General features: G+C 59.2%; 18 protein-coding genes and 2 pseudogenes. 10 read left to right on the plus strand and 10 right to left on the minus strand.

Annotation, left to right across the window (positions count from 1 at the left end):
* Positions 1 to 169: 169 nt before the first annotated feature.
* The 10 genes and pseudogenes from ACZRJ6_RS05445 (at position 170) to ACZRJ6_RS05490 (ending at position 10,016) form a co-directional block, all read left to right on the plus strand.
* On the plus strand, positions 170 to 814 hold the full coding sequence (locus ACZRJ6_RS05445) for an NAD(P)H-dependent oxidoreductase (RefSeq protein WP_463967366.1): 645 nt from the start codon (positions 170 to 172) through the stop codon (positions 812 to 814).
* Positions 753 to 1,145 (plus strand): MerR family transcriptional regulator, encoded by a 393-nt coding sequence (locus tag ACZRJ6_RS05450; protein ID WP_463967367.1) that lies wholly within the window; start codon positions 753 to 755, stop codon positions 1,143 to 1,145. The genes ACZRJ6_RS05445 and ACZRJ6_RS05450 overlap by 62 nt, the downstream gene beginning before the upstream one ends.
* Positions 1,146 to 1,291: 146 nt before the next feature.
* Positions 1,292 to 3,112 (plus strand): annotated as a pseudogene (locus tag ACZRJ6_RS05455) (DUF6531 domain-containing protein); the annotation flags it as partial.
* A gap of 29 nt (positions 3,113 to 3,141) precedes the next feature.
* Positions 3,142 to 3,210 carry a hypothetical protein gene (locus ACZRJ6_RS05460; RefSeq protein ID WP_463967423.1) on the plus strand — a complete coding sequence of 23 codons (69 nt, stop codon included), beginning with the start codon at positions 3,142 to 3,144 and terminating at the stop codon, positions 3,208 to 3,210.
* Positions 3,207 to 3,617 carry an Imm50 family immunity protein gene (locus ACZRJ6_RS05465; protein ID WP_463967368.1) on the plus strand — a complete coding sequence of 137 codons (411 nt, stop codon included), beginning with the start codon at positions 3,207 to 3,209 and terminating at the stop codon, positions 3,615 to 3,617. Before ACZRJ6_RS05460 ends, ACZRJ6_RS05465 begins: the two co-directional genes overlap by 4 nt.
* A 675-nt stretch (positions 3,618 to 4,292) precedes the next feature.
* A complete protein-coding gene (locus ACZRJ6_RS05470) occupies positions 4,293 to 4,766 on the plus strand; it encodes an RNA polymerase sigma factor (protein ID WP_463967369.1) in 474 nt (157 codons plus the stop codon).
* A gap of 36 nt (positions 4,767 to 4,802) precedes the next feature.
* Positions 4,803 to 5,045, plus strand: coding sequence for an exodeoxyribonuclease VII small subunit (locus tag ACZRJ6_RS05475; RefSeq protein WP_003176346.1), 243 nt, complete (start codon positions 4,803 to 4,805; stop codon positions 5,043 to 5,045).
* Positions 5,042 to 5,929, plus strand: coding sequence for a (2E,6E)-farnesyl diphosphate synthase (gene ispA, locus ACZRJ6_RS05480; protein WP_463967370.1), 888 nt, complete (start codon positions 5,042 to 5,044; stop codon positions 5,927 to 5,929). Before ACZRJ6_RS05475 ends, ispA begins: the two co-directional genes overlap by 4 nt.
* Positions 5,930 to 6,039: 110 nt before the next feature.
* Complete coding sequence (dxs, locus tag ACZRJ6_RS05485) at positions 6,040 to 7,938, plus strand: 1-deoxy-D-xylulose-5-phosphate synthase (protein WP_463967371.1); 1,899 nt, start codon at positions 6,040 to 6,042, stop codon at positions 7,936 to 7,938.
* 155 nt (positions 7,939 to 8,093) lie between these two features.
* Positions 8,094 to 10,016, plus strand: a complete 1,923-nt coding sequence (locus tag ACZRJ6_RS05490) for a TonB-dependent receptor plug domain-containing protein (RefSeq protein ID WP_463967372.1) — start codon at positions 8,094 to 8,096, stop codon at positions 10,014 to 10,016.
* On the opposite strand, the gene ACZRJ6_RS05495 is transcribed toward ACZRJ6_RS05490, so the two are convergent.
* The 10 genes and pseudogenes from ACZRJ6_RS05495 to ACZRJ6_RS05540 all read right to left on the minus strand — a co-directional run bounded on the left by ACZRJ6_RS05495 (position 10,013) and on the right by ACZRJ6_RS05540 (position 16,772).
* Positions 10,013 to 10,813 (minus strand): cobalamin-binding protein, encoded by an 801-nt coding sequence (locus ACZRJ6_RS05495; RefSeq protein WP_463967373.1) that lies wholly within the window; start codon positions 10,811 to 10,813, stop codon positions 10,013 to 10,015. The two genes, ACZRJ6_RS05490 and ACZRJ6_RS05495, sit on opposite strands and share 4 nt — an antisense overlap.
* Positions 10,813 to 11,232 carry an MFS transporter gene (locus tag ACZRJ6_RS05500; RefSeq protein ID WP_149413600.1) on the minus strand — a complete coding sequence of 140 codons (420 nt, stop codon included), beginning with the start codon at positions 11,230 to 11,232 and terminating at the stop codon, positions 10,813 to 10,815. Before ACZRJ6_RS05500 ends, ACZRJ6_RS05495 begins: the two co-directional genes overlap by 1 nt.
* Positions 11,229 to 11,846: a GTP cyclohydrolase II gene (ribA, locus tag ACZRJ6_RS05505; RefSeq protein WP_463967374.1), complete on the minus strand. Its 618-nt coding sequence runs from the start codon at positions 11,844 to 11,846 to the stop codon at positions 11,229 to 11,231. The genes ACZRJ6_RS05500 and ribA overlap by 4 nt, the downstream gene beginning before the upstream one ends.
* A gap of 148 nt (positions 11,847 to 11,994) precedes the next feature.
* The gene (locus tag ACZRJ6_RS05510; protein WP_463967375.1) at positions 11,995 to 12,723 is read right to left on the minus strand and encodes a substrate-binding periplasmic protein; all 729 of its coding nucleotides are present in this window, start codon (positions 12,721 to 12,723) and stop codon (positions 11,995 to 11,997) included.
* 61 nt (positions 12,724 to 12,784) lie between these two features.
* A pseudogene (locus tag ACZRJ6_RS05515) lies at positions 12,785 to 12,958 on the minus strand (phosphatidylglycerophosphatase A); the annotation flags it as partial.
* A complete protein-coding gene (thiL, locus tag ACZRJ6_RS05520; RefSeq protein ID WP_463967376.1) occupies positions 12,955 to 13,920 on the minus strand; it encodes a thiamine-phosphate kinase in 966 nt (321 codons plus the stop codon). The pseudogene ACZRJ6_RS05515 and the gene thiL, both read right to left, overlap by 4 nt.
* Before the next feature lie 18 nt (positions 13,921 to 13,938).
* Entirely contained in the window at positions 13,939 to 14,439 is a 501-nt protein-coding gene (nusB, locus tag ACZRJ6_RS05525) for a transcription antitermination factor NusB (protein ID WP_133103443.1), read from the minus strand.
* The gene (ribH, locus tag ACZRJ6_RS05530; protein WP_133103444.1) at positions 14,436 to 14,912 is read right to left on the minus strand and encodes a 6,7-dimethyl-8-ribityllumazine synthase; all 477 of its coding nucleotides are present in this window, start codon (positions 14,910 to 14,912) and stop codon (positions 14,436 to 14,438) included. Before ribH ends, nusB begins: the two co-directional genes overlap by 4 nt.
* A 90-nt stretch (positions 14,913 to 15,002) precedes the next feature.
* Positions 15,003 to 16,094, minus strand: a complete 1,092-nt coding sequence (gene ribBA, locus ACZRJ6_RS05535) for a bifunctional 3,4-dihydroxy-2-butanone-4-phosphate synthase/GTP cyclohydrolase II (RefSeq protein WP_463967377.1) — start codon at positions 16,092 to 16,094, stop codon at positions 15,003 to 15,005.
* Positions 16,095 to 16,109: 15 nt separating this feature from the next.
* Positions 16,110 to 16,772, minus strand: a complete 663-nt coding sequence (locus ACZRJ6_RS05540) for a riboflavin synthase (protein ID WP_463967378.1) — start codon at positions 16,770 to 16,772, stop codon at positions 16,110 to 16,112.
* Positions 16,773 to 16,791 lie beyond the last annotated feature (19 nt).

Raw genomic sequence — 16,791 nt, forward strand, 5'->3', positions numbered from 1 at the left:
AAGCCTTTAAATGAACAGAAGTGGATATATCTGCTCGCATTCATGAGCATCAGGACACCCTCTGCCGCCCAGAGACACAATGGTCGACGCTTCTGGGCCGGCGCTTCTGCTTGACTCTCCCCCTAAGGTCACACCTCACCCTGAGGCTTATTTTTCAGGATCTACCTCCATGAACCAACGAATCCTGGTCATCCTCGGCCACCCCTCCCGCACCAGTTTCTGCTCTGCCCTCACCAATACCTACATCGCATCCGCCAAATCCGCCGGCCATGACGTACGCCTCCTGCACCTGGCCGACCTGGCCTTCGACCCCATCCTGCACAACGGCTACACCCAGATCCAAACCCTCGAACCTGATTTGCTGAAGGCTCAATCCGACATTCTCTGGGCCGAGCATCTGACGTTTGTTTTCCCCATCTGGTGGGGTGGCATCCCGGCGTTGATGAAGGGTTTTATCGACCGGGTTTTCCTGCCGGGGTTTGCCTTTAAATATCGCGAGGGCAAGGCGTTCCCGGACAAGCTGCTGAAGGGGCGAACCGCACACTTACTGGTGACCCTGGATACGCCGCCGTGGTATTACAGGTGGTTCTACCGCATGCCTGGGCTGCATCAGATGCGCAGGACGACCCTTGAGTTTTGCGGCATCAAGCCGATCAAGTCGTTGATGTTCGGGCCGGTGCTGGGTTCAACGGTGCAGCAGCGGGACAGGTGGTTAAAGCAGGCCGGTGCCCTCTTCGGAAAAAGGACGTTTCATGTACATCGGCAAAGCCGCACTACTGTCGGGCACAACGATCAAAGCGATTCGTCACTATGAGGACATCGGTCTGTTACCGCCGCCGCAGCGGGAAGGTCGCTACCGGGTTTATTCAGCACAGAGCGTTGAGCTGCTGATGTTTATCAAGTGTGCGCAGCAGCTGGGGTTCAAGCTCAAGGAGTTGCAGGCGATTCTCGGCGGGCATCACGGTGGCGGGTTGCCCTGGGAACTGGCGGACAAGGCGATCGCCAACAAGAAGCAGGAACTGGTAAACCAAATTGAGGCGTTGCAGAAGATGCATGGCGGACTGGTCGAGTTTGAGGTCAGCCTCAAGAATGCTCAGGGTCAATGCAGCGCACAGGTGAAAACGCCATTTCCTTCAATGAGCTGAATCTCTGTTTTATGTAGTGCTGGGCAGCAGTTCAGCACGGAAAAAATCTCTCTTCTTGTAATCCAAATCTGATTTTTTGGACCACTCGTCCAGCCCTCTTTTGCTGTTGCAGACTCCGACGCCTTGCCCCTGCTGAGACGTCACGGATGACTGCTTCTTCGTCCCACATTGCCCATATCGAACACGAACTAGATGGCTTTCATCAGAGCCTGGCCGTGTATCGCCAGCAAGTGGGCGCCTGGTACTCGCAGGCGCTGGACAAGGTAAGCCATACCGCAGATTTGCCGTCGTTGCTGGGCATGGACCGGGTCATTCGGGCGGGGAATTCGAGCAAGTCGGTGAGCATGACAGATGACAATTTCTCGACAGTGACAAGCTGCCAAGTGGGCGGTGTGCTGCAGATCGAGAGCAAGTTCGAGTCGGTGTATGACGTGCCACTGGGGAACATACCGGTTGAGGTGATTGGGCTGGATGACGGCAGTTCTAGGGTCGTCATGCTCGATGAACAGGGCAAAGGTTCTCACCTCTGCGCGGCGGGCGAGCGCTATCAGGTTCGGGTGCAGGGCGGGGTTTCAGCGGAGCAGGTGGAAGCGCTGTTTTCATCCTATGACGGGCTGACGGCGGATCTAGAAACCTGGCTTCGCCAGCAGTGGGATGGTTTTAAACCACATTGGGAGCAGTCGACGTCGAGTGCGATTGGCATTGGGCTATTGGCCGGAGGTTGGTCAGCGATTACCGGGGTATGGGACAGCATTTCGCTGATTCAGGACATTCTTAAAGACCCGGAAAAACACATCGAGCGATTGGGCGCGCAGGCCAGCGAATTGGCTGAGTTAGCCTGCACCGCGCCTCAGGTGATGGAACAGGCCATGCTGTTGGCCAGTGACGAGGCGGCGCTGTACTTGATGTTGCGTACGGCGATGGTTTGGTTGTCGGCGCTGCCGCCTAGCCAAGTCGCCGGCAAGACGGCCGAGATCGTCGCCGGGGTTGTAGTGTCGCTGCTGATTGACCTGTTAATCGCAGTGGTGCTGACCATTGCCCTACAAGGTGCAGGCATCGCCTATCTGGGGCTGCGTCTGGCCAAGTACGGCACGCAGCTTGTTGAAGCTGCCATCGATTTTGTTAAAGGCATCTTCACCATCATCAAAAGCTTCATGGGGGCAGTGAGTCGCTACAAGGCGGTGGCTGTTCGTGGAGCGGTGGGCGGCCTGAAAAAAGGCAGGATGCAAATGCGCTGGGGGGCGCGGCAGAACACGGTGTTGCGGCAGGAAGCGCATGTCGACGATGTGCCCTCTTCTGCGAAAAACCCTAACGGCGATGCAGCAACCAGTGCCGATAAAACCGCCACCAACGGTTGCCCAGTGTCGATGGTTACCGGTGAGGAGCTGCTGACCCTCACCGATGGCGAGCTGGACGGGCTTCTGCCGTTTGCCTGGACAAGGGTGTATCGCACCAGTGCCGTGGAAGTGGATTGTGGGTTGGGGTTTGGCTGGAGCCATTCGCTGGCCCAGCGGCTTTATGTGATTGGCGAGTCGGTGGTGTGGACCGACCATGAGAACCGCAGCACAACGTTTGTACTGCCTACCGTTTCGCGGCCGGCGATCAGCAATAGCTTGGCGGAGGCGGCGATTTATCTAGGCTCAGTGCCGGATGAACTGGTGCTGGCTCAAGACTCCCGTTTCTATCATTTTCGCGACGGTTTGCTGACATCGATCAGCGACGCGTATGACAACCGCCTGCGTATTTCCCGCGACTACTCAGGACGGATTCAGCGGATCGATAACGGCGTGGGTCGCTCGTTACTGCTGCGCTATGACCGCGGGCATATCGTTGCAGTCGACTATCAGCTGCAGCGTGCTGAGCAGTACCAGGAGTTCGTCTGGGTTACCGAGCAGAGCGTTGTTTCCTACCGCTATGACGACGCTTGGCGGCTGATTGAGGCAACCAATGCTGTAGGCGAAAGCGAGACCAAGGAGCACATTTCAACTTACGCCCAATCGAAAAGCCCCGGAACGGTAAAGTCCCGGGAACAAAGGAACACTATAACTTCAAGGGAAAAAAATGAAATACTGGAACGAGCTAGATGAAAGCGTATTTCTTGGGAAGGTTTTTAGCCATTCAGTCGAAATTAGTAAAATTGCTCTTTTTTCACTGCAGATTGAAAATGATCAACCTTCTGTAGGCCTAGGCTTCGACATTCCAGAGTTTCCAGATAACCTGCCGGAAAAATGGAAGAACAAAGGATTCAATACTTGCAGAATCGGCCTCACTTGCTCAAATATTAGCGACTTAAAAATCAATAACATCCCAACCAAAGAAATCTTCTCTGTAACCATAGCAGAAGAAAACGGCCTTCTTATATTTCAAGCCACCACCAAAAACTCCCTAATAGAATTCAAAGCCAAATTCATATCTCTAAGCGGCCCCTCGGTTTACATAAACGGCCCTGAGGATGATGGAGTTTTTAATTAAACCCAGACACATCTAAAGAGGACAACTCCACTCGCGCAAGAATTGAGCCCCTGGAAAAACGAAATCGATAAAATATTAAAACATCATTATCACGAAGAAACATGGGCTCTTGAGTTTGAAACCAAGACGATGAACGTGGACAACGCAGTAGTCAGAGCCCACTTACTGAAGAGATAGAATGATTGTAAAAATAGCGGACGTATCTTCAAAAGACGGTGCCTTGCATGTGAGTTTTCACTCACCTGCCGGCAACGGGGTAGCAGTGTGGATTGGAAGCGCTCCGGAGGTAGGCCAACAATGCGACGTTGAGTTAAATCTGGATGATGTTTTTTACTGGGGAGAAAATATAAACCCCGCAGACAAAAACGTTGATCTCTTTTACTCAGTGAATGGAAAAACGCACTTAGTGTGCCGAGTTAATCTCTGTCGATGACGATAATTGCGCCGCTATAAGAATTAACGGTTCTATTGCTCTTATTGAAATCGATAAGACACCAGCCCAAAAACCAAGCCATGTGGATTTAACAACAACCGTAATCCACCTCCACCCAACAAACGTTTAAACAAAACAAGGATTTCCCAGCAAAATGGCCTTATCAGCAAGAAGCACCTTCTTGCGACAAACTCTCACCCCTCTACCATCCCCACCTGAACCACTCCCCCAAAAGCGCCGCCATGCCCGGCTCCCCTGGCAACCGCAACCTCGGCCCGCTCTACCGCCGTCACCGTAGCGAACTCCTGGCCTACCTCACCCACCGGGTAAACTGCTGCGAAAACGCCAATGACCTCCTGCAAGACGCCTTCATCCGCCTGATGAACAGTGAAGTCGCCAAGATCGGCAACGCCCGCGCTTTTCTCTACCGCATCGCCAATAACCTGAGCATCGACCACGCCCGACGCAATCGCGCACGCGGCATCAACGATGACCATGAACTGCAAACCCAGACCGGCGACCCGCAAAACAGTGCCATCGCCGGCAATAAGCCTTCTATTCGGCTGACACACCGAGCACGCCTCCATGGATCACCTGTACTGGATCTTGGCTACCCGGCGACGGTCGTAGCACCCGTTACCAAATCAACCCCCAAGGTGACTGATTTCCAAGGCAAACCCTCCCCCTCATTTGCCCCACCCCCCCATGTCTGCTAGTGTCGCGCCCGTTTACCGTCAACCGGAATAGCCGCCATGGCCCGCAAAAAAGTTGCACTCGATTTCGAACAATCCCTCGCTGACCTGCAAACCCTGGTCGAGCGTCTGGAGAACGGCGAGCTGTCGCTGGAAGACTCGTTGACGGCGTTTGAGCAAGGCATCGGCCTGACCCGCGATTGCCAGAGCGCCCTGGCGCAGGCCGAGCAGAAGGTCCAGGTATTGCTGGAACGTGATGGGGAGTTGGCCGAAGAGCCTTTCGACGCGGAACAGCCTGAATGATCGTTGCCTATCAGGCCAGCAGCCAGGCCCGGGTCAATGCTGCGCTGGACACCCTATTTGTTGCGCCAAGCCCCGAACTGAACCGCTTGTATGAAGCCATGCGCTACAGCGTGATGAACGGCGGCAAACGCGTGCGTCCGTTGCTCGCCTATGCGGCCTGTGAGGCTCTGGGCGCGCAAGCGGAACAAGCCAACGGCGCAGCCTGTGCGGTGGAGTTGATTCACGCCTACTCACTGGTCCACGACGATTTGCCAGCGATGGACGACGACGACCTGCGTCGCGGCCAGCCCACCACCCATAAAGCCTTTGATGAAGCCTGTGCAATTCTGGCGGGTGATGGCCTGCAAAGCCTGGCGTTCAGCGCCTTGCTGGACCCGACGCTGAGCAGTGTGAACACCGAGATCCGCTTGCGCATGGTCACCGCCCTGGCATTGGCCGCAGGCCCGGCCGGCATGGTCGGCGGCCAGGCGATTGACCTAGGCTCAGTCGGCCTGAAGCTTGATCAGCAAGCCCTCGAATACATGCACCGCCACAAGACCGGCGCGCTGATTGAAGCTGCCGTGCAACTCGGCGCTCTGGCCAGTGGCCGCGCCGAAGCCGCGCACTTGGCAGCGCTGAAGACTTATGCGCAGGCCACCGGCCTGGCGTTTCAGGTGCAGGACGACATTCTCGACGTTGAAAGCGATACCGCGACCCTCGGCAAGCGCCAAGGCGCTGACATTGCCCGGGACAAGCCGACGTATCCGTCATTGCTCGGCCTGGAAGCCGCCAAGGCCTACGCCCTTGAGCTACGGGACCAGGCCCTGGACGCCCTGCGACCTTTCGACGCGGCGGCCGAGCCCCTGCGTGATCTGGCGCGGTATATCGTTGAACGGCGCCACTGATAAGTCCGGCAGTTTCCCCCGCATATCGGCCAAGTTCGGCGCTCTGCGTGGGCAGTTTGCGATGCTTGAGGTAAACTGCCGCCTCTTCTATACCTATAACGATTCGCCTGATGCCCACGACGTTCCAAGAGATTCCCCGCAAGCGCCCGTCCACGCCCCTGCTCGACCGTGCTGACACGCCGGTCGGCCTGCGCCGTTTGGGTGAAGCCGAGCTGGAAACCCTGGCCGATGAGTTGCGCCTGGAGTTGCTCTACACGGTCGGCCAGACCGGTGGGCACTTCGGTGCCGGCCTGGGCGTAATCGAGCTGACCATCGCGCTGCATTACGTCTTTGACACCCCGGACGACCGGTTGGTGTGGGACGTGGGTCATCAGGCTTATCCGCACAAAATCCTCACCGGACGCCGCGAGCGCATGGCGACCCTGCGCCAGAAGGACGGCATTGCCGCCTTCCCGCGCCGTAGCGAGAGCGAGTACGACACCTTTGGCGTCGGCCACTCCAGCACCTCGATCAGCGCTGCGCTGGGCATGGCGATTGCCTCCCGCCTGCAAAATAGCGAGCGCAAGACGATTGCCGTGATCGGTGATGGCGCGCTGACGGCGGGCATGGCCTTCGAAGCGCTGAACCATGCGCCGGAAGTGAACGCCAACATGTTGGTGATCCTCAACGACAACGACATGTCGATCTCGCGCAATGTCGGTGGCTTGTCCAACTACCTGGCGAAAATCCTTTCCAGCCGCACCTACGCCAGCATGCGTGAAGGCAGCAAGAAAGTGCTGTCGCGCCTGCCTGGTGCGTGGGAAATCGCCCGCCGCACCGAAGAGTACGCCAAGGGCATGCTGGTACCGGGCACCCTGTTCGAAGAGCTGGGCTGGAACTACATCGGCCCGATCGACGGCCATGACCTGCCGACGCTGATCGCTACCCTGCGCAACATGCGTGACCTCAAAGGCCCGCAGTTCCTGCATATCGTCACCAAAAAAGGCAAAGGCTTCGCTCCGGCAGAAGTCGACCCGATTGGTTATCACGCCATCACCAAGCTCGAACCGGTGGACGCGCCGGCCGCTGCGCCGAAGAAAGCCAGTGGGCCGAAGTACTCTGGTGTGTTCGGTGAGTGGCTATGCGACATGGCCTGCGCCGATCCGCGTCTGGTGGGCATTACTCCCGCGATGAAGGAAGGTTCCGACCTGGTGGCGTTCAGCGAACGCTTCCCGCTGCGCTATTTCGACGTCGCCATCGCTGAGCAACACGCAGTGACTTTCGCCGCGGGCATGGCCTGCGAAGGCGCCAAGCCGGTGGTGGCAATCTACTCCACCTTCCTGCAGCGCGGTTACGACCAGCTGGTGCATGATGTGGCCGTGCAGCACCTCGACGTGCTGTTCGCCATCGACCGTGCTGGCCTGGTAGGCGAAGACGGCCCGACTCACGCCGGCAGCTTTGACTTGTCTTACCTGCGCTGCATCCCCGGCATGCTGGTGATGACCCCGAGCGACGAGAACGAACTGCGCAAGATGCTCAGCACCGGTCACCTGTACAACGGCCCGGCTGCCGTGCGTTATCCGCGCGGCAATGGCCCCAATGCAGTGATCGAGAAAGACCTTGAGCCTATCGAGATCGGCAAGGGCATCGTCCGCCGCCAGGGCAGCAACGTTGCTCTGCTGGTGTTTGGCGTGCAACTGGCCGAAGCCCTGAAGGTTGCCGAGAAAATCGACGCCACCGTGGTGGACATGCGTTTCGTCAAGCCTCTGGACGAAGCCCTGGTGCGCGAAATGGCCGGCAGCCATGAGTTGCTGGTGACCATTGAAGAAAACGCCATCATGGGCGGTGCCGGTGCAGCAGTCAGTGAGTTCCTGGCGCGGGAGAACATCCTCAAGTCGGTGCTGCACCTGGGCTTGCCGGATGCGTACGTCGAACACGCCAAGCCGGCGCAGATGCTGGCCGAGTGTGGGCTGGATGAGGCGGGGATTGAAGCCTCGGTTCGTCAGCGCATGACGCTCCTGGGGCTCTGACCCAACTCCCCGGTTAAAACCGGATCAAATGTGGACGCTGGCTTGCCTGCGATAGCAGTGAGTCAGCGGCCCCCTCATCAACTGAACCACCGCTATCGCAGGCAAGCCAGCTCCCACATTAGCTCTGCGTAATCCTTGGGAGCTATGGACTGCCCATGAACCGCCTTCGTTTCGCTCTGCCCCTGCTGTTATTGCCCGCCACCGACCTGCTCGCCGACAGCTTTGAGCGCGACCAGGCCCTGAAACTTCCTGACGTGGTCATCAGCGCCAACCGCCAGGTCCAGGCCCGCAACGACAGCAGCGCGGCCAACACCGTATTCACCCGCGACGACATCGACCGCCTGCAACCCTCCAGCGTGACCGACCTGCTCAGCCGCGTGCCTGGGGTGCAAGTGGCACAAACCGGTGGACGTGGCAGCCTGCCGGGAATTTTCATTCGCGGTACCAAGGCTGCGCAAAGCCTGGTGTTGGTGGACGGCCAACGCATCGCCAACGCCACCTCCGGCGACAGCGGCCTGCAATACCTGAGCATCGACCAGATTGAACGGGTTGAAGTGCTGCGCGGTTCGCGCTCGGTGATTTATGGCAGCGATGCCATTGGCGGGGTGATTCAGATATTCACTCGGCGCAATGCGCAACCCGGTGTGCATCCACGCTTGCATATGGGGTTTGGCAGCAACAAGACCTGGGAGCGCAGCCTTGGGCTGTCCGGAGGCGATGAGCGCACCCGTTTTAATCTCGGTGCCAGCCTGGATGAGACTCAAGGGATCAACTCGACGCGTGAGTCATTTGCCGCCGATAACGATCACGATGCCTACCGCAACAAATCCTTGAGCCTGAATCTCAGCCACGCGCTGACCGACGACGTTGAGGTGGGCTTCAACCTGTTGGATGGTCGGGGCAAGTCAGAGTACGACAACCCGTACGGACGTTGGGACAATAGCCTGTTGAAAAGCGTCGGCCAGCAGCCCTACACCGATTACACCGTGAGCAGCGTCAGCAGCTACATCGACGCCCAGCTCAACGAACGCTGGCAAACCCGCGTGGAGCTGGGCCACAGCGAGAACCGCGACACCAAACGCGACAGGCTCAGTGATGACTTCAGTGCGTTCAACACCTACCGCGATTCGATCAACTGGCAAAACGACCTGACTCTCAACGACCAGAACAGCCTGATCCTCGGCGGTGACTGGTACGAAGACAGGGTTCGCAGCGACTTTGATTATTTCTTCCAGCGTCGCGGCCTGGATGAAACCAGCCGCTGGAATCGCGCAGCCTTTATTCAGCATCGCTTCCAGTCGGATGCTTTCTCCACCGAACTGGGTCTGCGCCACGACGACAACCAGCAATACGGCAGTCAGAACACTTGGAGCGGCACCTTCACCCTGCCACTCAACCCCAATAACGAGATACTGCTGTCCTATAGCGAAGGCTTCCGAGCGCCGACCTTCAACGACCTGTATTACCCCGGCAGCAGCAACCCGGACCTCAAGCCCGAACACTCGAAAAGCTACGAGGTGCAATGGCGCAGCCAGCTGACTGACAGCACACGCCTGGAAACCTCGCTGTACCGCACCGACCTCAAGGACGCGATTGTCGCCCGCCAAGAAAGTTACTACGTGCCATACAACGTCGCCTCGGCACGCATCAACGGCTTCGAAGCCGCCCTTAAGCAAGAGCTGTTCGGCTGGCAGGCCAATCTGGGGCTGGCGATTATTGATCCACGGGATCGCGACAGCGGCCACACCCTGGCCCGCCGCGCCCGCCGGACCTTGAGCCTGGACCTGGATCGGCAATTCGACCGCTTGGGCGTCGGCGCCAGTTGGCAAGCGGTCAGTGGCAGTTATGACGATGAAAAAAACAAAAACCGTCTCGGCGGTTATGCGCTGCTCGGACTGCGCAGCAGCTGGGCGCTGAACCGGGAAGTGTTGCTGTCAGTGAAGCTCGACAACCTGCTGGACAAGACTTACGCACGGGCGCGCTACAGCTATGAAGAGCCAAACTTCGAGAACAACCATGACTATCGGGAAGAAGGTCGGACTTGGATGGTTGGAGTGACGTGGACGCCAGAGATCTAGTGGGTGCTGGCTGCAATCACCTGACATAACCTGGCCACCGCCTCCAACATCTGCCCACTGGGCCGCTCAAGGCCTTTGTCCGGCACCACCAGCAAGCGCCCCTGGGCCACCGCCGCCACCTGGGGCCAGGCCTTCCAGGCATCCAGCTGGGCTTGGTCACCCGCCAGAATCACCTCGGGATTGCGCTGCAGCACCGACTCGACACTGACTTGGGGCGCCGGCAGTTTCAGGTCATCGAACACATTACGCGCGCCGCACACAGCCAGCGCATCACTGATGATCTGCCCGCCGCCCACGGTGTACAGCGGTTGATTCCATACCTGATAAAACACCCGCAACGGCTCGGCCCGGTGATAGCGCTGGCGCAACTCGGTCAAGCGCTGACGCAACTGCGTGGCCAACTGGCGGCCACGCTCGGGCCGATCCAATTGCAGGGCAATGGCTTCGACCTGGCTGGTCAGTTGTTCAAGGCTATGGGGTTCGGCCACGTAGGTCGGGATATTCAGGCGTTTGAGCTGTTCGTGCTGGGCCGGGCCGATGCTGCCAGGCCACAGTAATATCAAATCCGGTTTGAGGCTGAGCAATTGCTCCATGTCCAACTGGCCGTAACGCCCCACCGACGCCACATTCGCCAATGGCGCTGGCCGCTCACCGCCGTCGAGCACACCCACCAGCAAATCGGCAGCGCCCAGCTCAACGACGATTTCAGATAAGGAGGGGGCGAGGCTGACCACCCGCTCGACCGCCATTGCCTGGACACTGGCGGCCAGCAGCAAAACCGCCAACCAGGCGCGCATCAGCCCAATTGACGCGGAATGCGGTAGAGGTAGAACAGCACCATCGTCGACAGCGCCAGCAGAAACAGCGGCACCGCTTCCAGGCCGACAAACACCGCCAGTGCGCCGATCCAGGCGGGCAAGGAAGCCGCCAGCAGCGCCAGGCGCCGCCGGGCCGCAAGGGTGATCCAGGCAGCGGATTCTTCAGGGGTATCGAGGGCTTTGCCGGTGGCGATCAGGGCGTGTTTGTAGCCATGGAAGTAACGCAGGCTGGCAAACATCGAGGCGGTGCCAGCGATAAAAAACGGCATGGCCAACACCGGTAACAGCGGCTCGGCCTTGCCGAACACCAGATTGATCACGAATAACGGCAACAGCGCCAGGGCAAGGTATTGCCACCAGTTGAACGACAGTCGCCGCTTGACCTGACCACGGGTCACGCCCGGTCAGCCTCGCTCTGATGCTCGTTGCCCATCATATGGTCGAGCTTACTGGCCTTGGTAGCCAGATAGAGCTTGTTGTGCGGGTTGTGGCCAGTATGCAGCGGCACGCGCTCGGCGACGGTGATACCCATGTCGACCAAGGCCTTGACCTTGCGCGGATTGTTGGTCATCAGCCGCAGGGACTTGATTCCCAAATGTTCCAGCATCGGCAGGCACATGGCGTAGTCGCGCTGGTCGGCAGCGAAGCCCAGGCGCTCATTGGCTTCCACGGTATCGGCGCCGCCGTCTTGCAGTTCGTAGGCACGGATCTTGTTCAGCAGGCCAATGCCACGGCCTTCCTGGCGCAAGTACAACAACACGCCACGGCCTTCGCGAGCGATGGCCTGCATCGCGGCTTCCAGTTGCGAACCGCAGTCGCAGCGCTGGCTGAACAGGGCGTCGCCGGTCAGGCATTCGGAGTGCAAACGGCCGAGAACCGGCGCGCCGTCAGCCACATCACCCAGGCTAAGCACGACATGTTCGCGCCCACTGGCTTGCTCAAGAAAGCCATGCATGGTGAATTGGGCAAAAGGGGTAGGCAGCTTGGAAGCAGCGACGAAAACGACGGGCACCGTGTGCTCCTGATTTCAAATTACACGAGGCGGGCATTGTAACAGCACGTTCCTACAGACGCTTAAGCTGAATTATCGCTGATAAAGATCAATAGGTTCGATTGGCCTTTGCCTTGGTTCTATGGGCCACCTCTACTGTAGGAGCGGGTCAAAAAGGATACGGCTGGTGCCAGCGCTCGAAAATTGGCTTCAGCTCACCGTTTTTCACCAAAGCGTCCATGCGCTGATCAAACAGCACCATCAGTGCCCGACCCCGCTCATTGTCGGTAAAGCCCAGGAACAGCGGCAGTTCGGCAAGATGGGTGAGCTTGAATAGCGAAGGGTCCGGCGCTTGATCCAGGGTGTAACGTGCCTCGGTCAGGGCGTCGATGTAGAGGTCGGCGCGCTTGTGCTGCAGCATCGGCAGGATACCGTCGCGGCGCTCAATCTGATTGAAGGTGTGGATATTGGGCAAGTAGGTGTCGTACTTGTAGCCACGCACCCATGCCAGACGGTAGTTGCCCAGCGTGGCCAGGGTCGGCGCCGGCGTACTTGCCAGCCCCAGTGCATAGATATGATCGGAATCGTAGTGCCAGCGCGCGTACAGCACGCCCTCGGTTTCATCACGGTAGGCACCGACCCAGGCATCGACCTCGCCGCGCTGGGCCAGGCCAACCGAACGGGTGTAAGGCACGCTGCGGGTTTTGACCTTGACCCCGACCGGCTCGAAAACCTGTCGCAACACGTCCCAAGCCAGGCCACTGCCGTCTTCGTTGGTGTAGTTTCTCCAGGCCTCACTGGCCAGGCGAATCTGATCGGGAACCGTCGGAATGTCATCCGCCCGAACCGAAAACGCTAATGCACACAGCAGTACCAAGAGCCAGCGGCGACCATCCATAACGACGACCTCTAATAAAATCAGCTCACGTCAAACACCACACTATCGGCCAGTAGCCTCAGTCTGGCAAAGGCTGCCACAACGGGGTAAAGGGTAGCGCAACCAGCGAGTCCCAAATGCCCAGCGCCTTGGGCAAGGAGCCCGAACCAAAGCCGAACGCGAGAAAATGCCAGAGATTGCACCACACCGATGGCGGCACAAACTCGGCCGGGGCCTGTCGAGGGTGATCTGTCACGGCGTATCCCGAAAGTGTTGATAACCCCGGATCACCGGGGTGATGTCCTGCCCAGTGGCGTCCAGCAGAACCACGCCCTGCCCCTGCGCCACCCGACCGATCACATGGATCGGCCAGCCGGCGGCCAGCAATGGCGCCAGCTCGACAGACGGCAAAGTGAACGCCAATACATAGTCGTCGCCACCGCTCAACGCGGCGGATCGGGCATCATCGTCGCCGAGAAACGCCAGCAGGGCCTCCGACAACGGCAGCGTTTGCCGTTCGATCAACAAACTGACAGCTGAAGCCTTGGCAATATGCCCACAATCGGCCAAAAGGCCGTCGGAAATATCCATGGCAGACGTAGCCTTGCCCCGCAACGCCAGGCCCAGCGCCAACTGGGGCTGGGGCGACCAGTAATGGGCCAGCAGCGGTTCGGCAATGGCGGCAGGCGCAGTGCGTTGGCCCAACACTAGTGGCAAGGCTCCGGCGGCGTTGCCCAGCGCTCCTCCCACACACAGCAAATCCCCAGGTTGCGCACCGCTGCGGGTCAAGGCCAGGCCTGCCGGCACCCGACCAAAGACGGTCAGGGTCAGGCTCAACGGGCCACGGGTGGTATCACCGCCCACCAGGCCCACGCCACAGCGTTGAGCCATGACGTTCAAACCCTGGGCATAGCGTTGCAACCAATCGGCATCCACCGTCGGGGTAGTCAGGGCAAGGGTAAACGCAAGAGGGTTGGCGCCCATGGCCGCCAGATCGCTGACCGCCACGGCCAGCGAGCGCTGGCCGAGCAGGAACGGATCGCAGGGGTCGGCAAAATGCACGCCGGCCACCAGGGTATCGGTGGAAATCGCCAGCTGTTCCCCTGAGGGAACCGCCAGCAAGGCGCAGTCGTCGCCGATCCCCAGGGCAATGCCCTCGCCGCCTTGCGCACAGGGCGCGGCGGCAAAGAACTTACGGATCAGTTCGAACTCGCCCATGGCGCAAGCAAGCGCTGATTAGCGCTTGAACGCCTTCACTTCGGCTTCACGCAGGCGCGGAGCCAGCTTGTCGAGCACGCCGTTGACGAACTTGTGGCCGTCGGTGGAACCGTAGACTTTCGCCAGTTCGATCCCTTCGTTGATCACCACGCGGTACGGTACGTCGACGCGCTTGAGCAGTTCCCAGGTCGACAGGCGCAGTACGCACAGTTCAACCGGGTCCAGCTCGTCGATGGTCAGGTCCAGGCACGGCGTCAGCGCAGCGTCGATTTCGGTCAGGTTAGCCGGGACGCCGTGCAGGATCTCGTGAAAGTAGCTGGCATCGACATCACTGAAATCGTTGTCGACGCGAAACTGCGCTTCGATTTCGTTCAGTGATTGCTTGGCCATATGCCGCTGGTACAGCGCCTGGGTCGCGAGCTGACGGGCCTCCCGACGCTTGACGCTCTTGGAAGGTTTGCCGGCATCCGCAGGGCGCGGGTCACGGGGGTTGAAACGATCGCTTTCGTCGCTAATCACTTGGCCTCCAACTGTGCCAGCAGGCTGACCATTTCCAGGGCAGACAGGGCAGCTTCGGCACCTTTGTTACCGGCCTTGGTGCCGGAACGTTCGATGGCTTGCTCGATGGAATCAACGGTCAGCACGCCAAACGCGACGGGAACGCCGAACTCCATGGACACCTGGGCCAAGCCCTTGGTGCATTCGCCAGCCACGTATTCGAAGTGCGGAGTACCGCCTCGAATGACCGCGCCCAGGGCGATGATCGCCGCGTATTCGCCTTGTTGGGCAACTTTCTGCGCAACCAGTGGAATCTCGAAGGCGCCAGGGGCGCGGATAATAGTGATGTTGCTTTCGCTCACACCGTGGCGAACCAGGGTATCCACGGCACCGCTTACCAGGCTTTCAACGACGAAGCTGTTGAAGCGGCCAGCCACCAGAGCATAGCGGCCTTTGGGGGCGATGAAGGTACCTTCGATGGTCTTCAGGGTCATTCGACAAATCTCTTAAAGAGCCGGGACGCGTTCATTACGCGTCCCTCAGTGATATTTGAACCGCGAACAAGGGGCGAAAAACGCCAGCCTTTATTCGGAGGGCACGTATTCTACAACTTCCAGGTCGAAACCGGATATCGCATTAAATTTCATTGGCGCACTCATCAGGCGCATTTTGCGCACGCCCAGGTCACGCAAAATCTGCGAACCGGCACCGACGATGCTGTAGGTGGTCGGCGTTTTGAGCGGAATTTGCTCGGCGGTTTCGCGAATATTCGTCAGCAACACGTCACCATCCACCGGGTTGCCAAGCAGCAACACCACACCGCTACCGGCCTCGGACACCGCAGCCATCGCGGCCCGCAGGCTCCAGCGGCCCGGCTGCTTGACCATCAACAGGTCCCGCAGCGGGTCCATGTTGTGCACGCGAACCAGGGTCGGGTCTTCAGCGCAGATGTTGCCCAGGGTCAGGGCCATGTGCACGTCGCCTTCCACCGAGTCACGATAGGTCACCAGGTTGAACTGACCCAACTCGCTGTCCAGAGGCTGCTCGGCAATCCGCTGAACGGTACGTTCGTGGATCATCCGGTAGTGAATCAGGTCGGCGATAGTGCCAATCTTGATGTCGTGTTCGGCGGCAAAGACTTCCAGTTCGGGACGACGGGCCATGGTGCCATCGTCGTTCATTACTTCGCAGATCACCCCGCTCGGTTCGAAACCGGCCATGCGCGCCAGGTCGCAAGCAGCCTCGGTGTGGCCGGCACGGGCCAGGGTGCCGCCAGACTGGGCCATCAGCGGGAAGATATGGCCGGGGCTGACGATGTCTTCGGCCTTGGCGTCTTTTGCAGCAGCCGCTTGCACGGTGCGGGCGCGGTCAGCGGCGGAGATGCCGGTGGTCACGCCGGTGGTCGCTTCAATCGACACGGTGAACTTGGTGCCAAAACCCGAACCGTTGCGCGGTGACATCAGCGGCAACTTGAGCAGTTCGCAGCGCTCGCGACTCATGGGCATGCAGATCAGACCACGGGCGTGCTTTGCCATGAAGTTGATGTGTTCAGGCCGGCACAGTTCGGCGGCCATGATCAGGTCTCCTTCGTTCTCACGGTCTTCGTCATCCATGAGGATGACCATCTTGCCTTGGCGGATGTCTTCAACCAGTTCTTCGATGCTATTGAGCGCCACGTGGCACCCCCTTGGTCAGGATTTGAGATAGCCATTGGCGGCTAGAAAACTTTCGGTGATGTTCCCTGCAGCAGGCTCTGCGGCCTTGTCGCCCAACAACAGGCGTTCCAGGTAACGGGCAAGCAAGTCGACTTCCAGGTTCACCCGGCGACCTGGCAGGTACGACGCCATGATGGTTTCGCTCAGGGTGTGGGGAATGATGGTCAGTTCAAATTCAGCGCCATTGACGGCGTTCACGGTGAGGCTTGTGCCGTCGACGGTGATCGAGCCTTTGTGGGCGATGTACTTGGCTAGCTCTTTGGGCGCACGGATGCGGAACTCCACGGCGCGGGCATTTTCGCTGCGCGCTACCACTTCGCCGACGCCGTCGACGTGACCGCTGACCAGATGCCCACCCAGGCGAGTGGTCGGGGTCAGGGCTTTTTCCAGGTTGACCGGGCTGCCGGCCTTGAGGTCGTTCATCGCGGTGCAGTCCAGGGTTTCCCGGCTGACGTCAGCGGCAAAACCGTTGCCAGGCAACTCGACGGCGGTCAGGCACACGCCATTGACGGCAATGCTGTCGCCCAGCTTGACGTCGCTCAGGTCGAGCTTGCCGGTTTCAACCAGCACCCGCACGTCACCGCCTTTGGGGGTCAGTGCACGGATGCTGCCGATGGATTCGATAATGCCGGTGAACATGGAGTCCTCCTGGGGGCTT

This window comes from Pseudomonas sp. C321 (genome assembly GCF_055407105.1).

What these genes read in the sequence shown, in the direction of transcription:
- dxs (WP_463967371.1), top strand. Translation starts at nt 6,040, where the DNA reads ATGCCCACGACGTTCCAAGAGATTCCCCGCAAGCGCCCGTCCACGCCC.
- ACZRJ6_RS05490 (WP_463967372.1), top strand. Translation starts at nt 8,094, where the DNA reads ATGAACCGCCTTCGTTTCGCTCTGCCCCTGCTGTTATTGCCCGCCACC.
- ribH (WP_133103444.1), bottom strand. Translation starts at nt 14,912, where the DNA reads ATGACCCTGAAGACCATCGAAGGTACCTTCATCGCCCCCAAAGGCCGC.
- ACZRJ6_RS05445 (WP_463967366.1), top strand. Translation starts at nt 170, where the DNA reads ATGAACCAACGAATCCTGGTCATCCTCGGCCACCCCTCCCGCACCAGT.
- thiL (WP_463967376.1), bottom strand. Translation starts at nt 13,920, where the DNA reads ATGGGCGAGTTCGAACTGATCCGTAAGTTCTTTGCCGCCGCGCCCTGT.
- ACZRJ6_RS05470 (WP_463967369.1), top strand. Translation starts at nt 4,293, where the DNA reads ATGCCCGGCTCCCCTGGCAACCGCAACCTCGGCCCGCTCTACCGCCGT.
- ACZRJ6_RS05510 (WP_463967375.1), bottom strand. Translation starts at nt 12,723, where the DNA reads ATGGATGGTCGCCGCTGGCTCTTGGTACTGCTGTGTGCATTAGCGTTT.
- ACZRJ6_RS05475 (WP_003176346.1), top strand. Translation starts at nt 4,803, where the DNA reads ATGGCCCGCAAAAAAGTTGCACTCGATTTCGAACAATCCCTCGCTGAC.
- ACZRJ6_RS05450 (WP_463967367.1), top strand. Translation starts at nt 753, where the DNA reads ATGTACATCGGCAAAGCCGCACTACTGTCGGGCACAACGATCAAAGCG.
- ACZRJ6_RS05465 (WP_463967368.1), top strand. Translation starts at nt 3,207, where the DNA reads ATGAAATACTGGAACGAGCTAGATGAAAGCGTATTTCTTGGGAAGGTT.
- ispA (WP_463967370.1), top strand. Translation starts at nt 5,042, where the DNA reads ATGATCGTTGCCTATCAGGCCAGCAGCCAGGCCCGGGTCAATGCTGCG.
- ACZRJ6_RS05540 (WP_463967378.1), bottom strand. Translation starts at nt 16,772, where the DNA reads ATGTTCACCGGCATTATCGAATCCATCGGCAGCATCCGTGCACTGACC.
- ACZRJ6_RS05495 (WP_463967373.1), bottom strand. Translation starts at nt 10,813, where the DNA reads ATGCGCGCCTGGTTGGCGGTTTTGCTGCTGGCCGCCAGTGTCCAGGCA.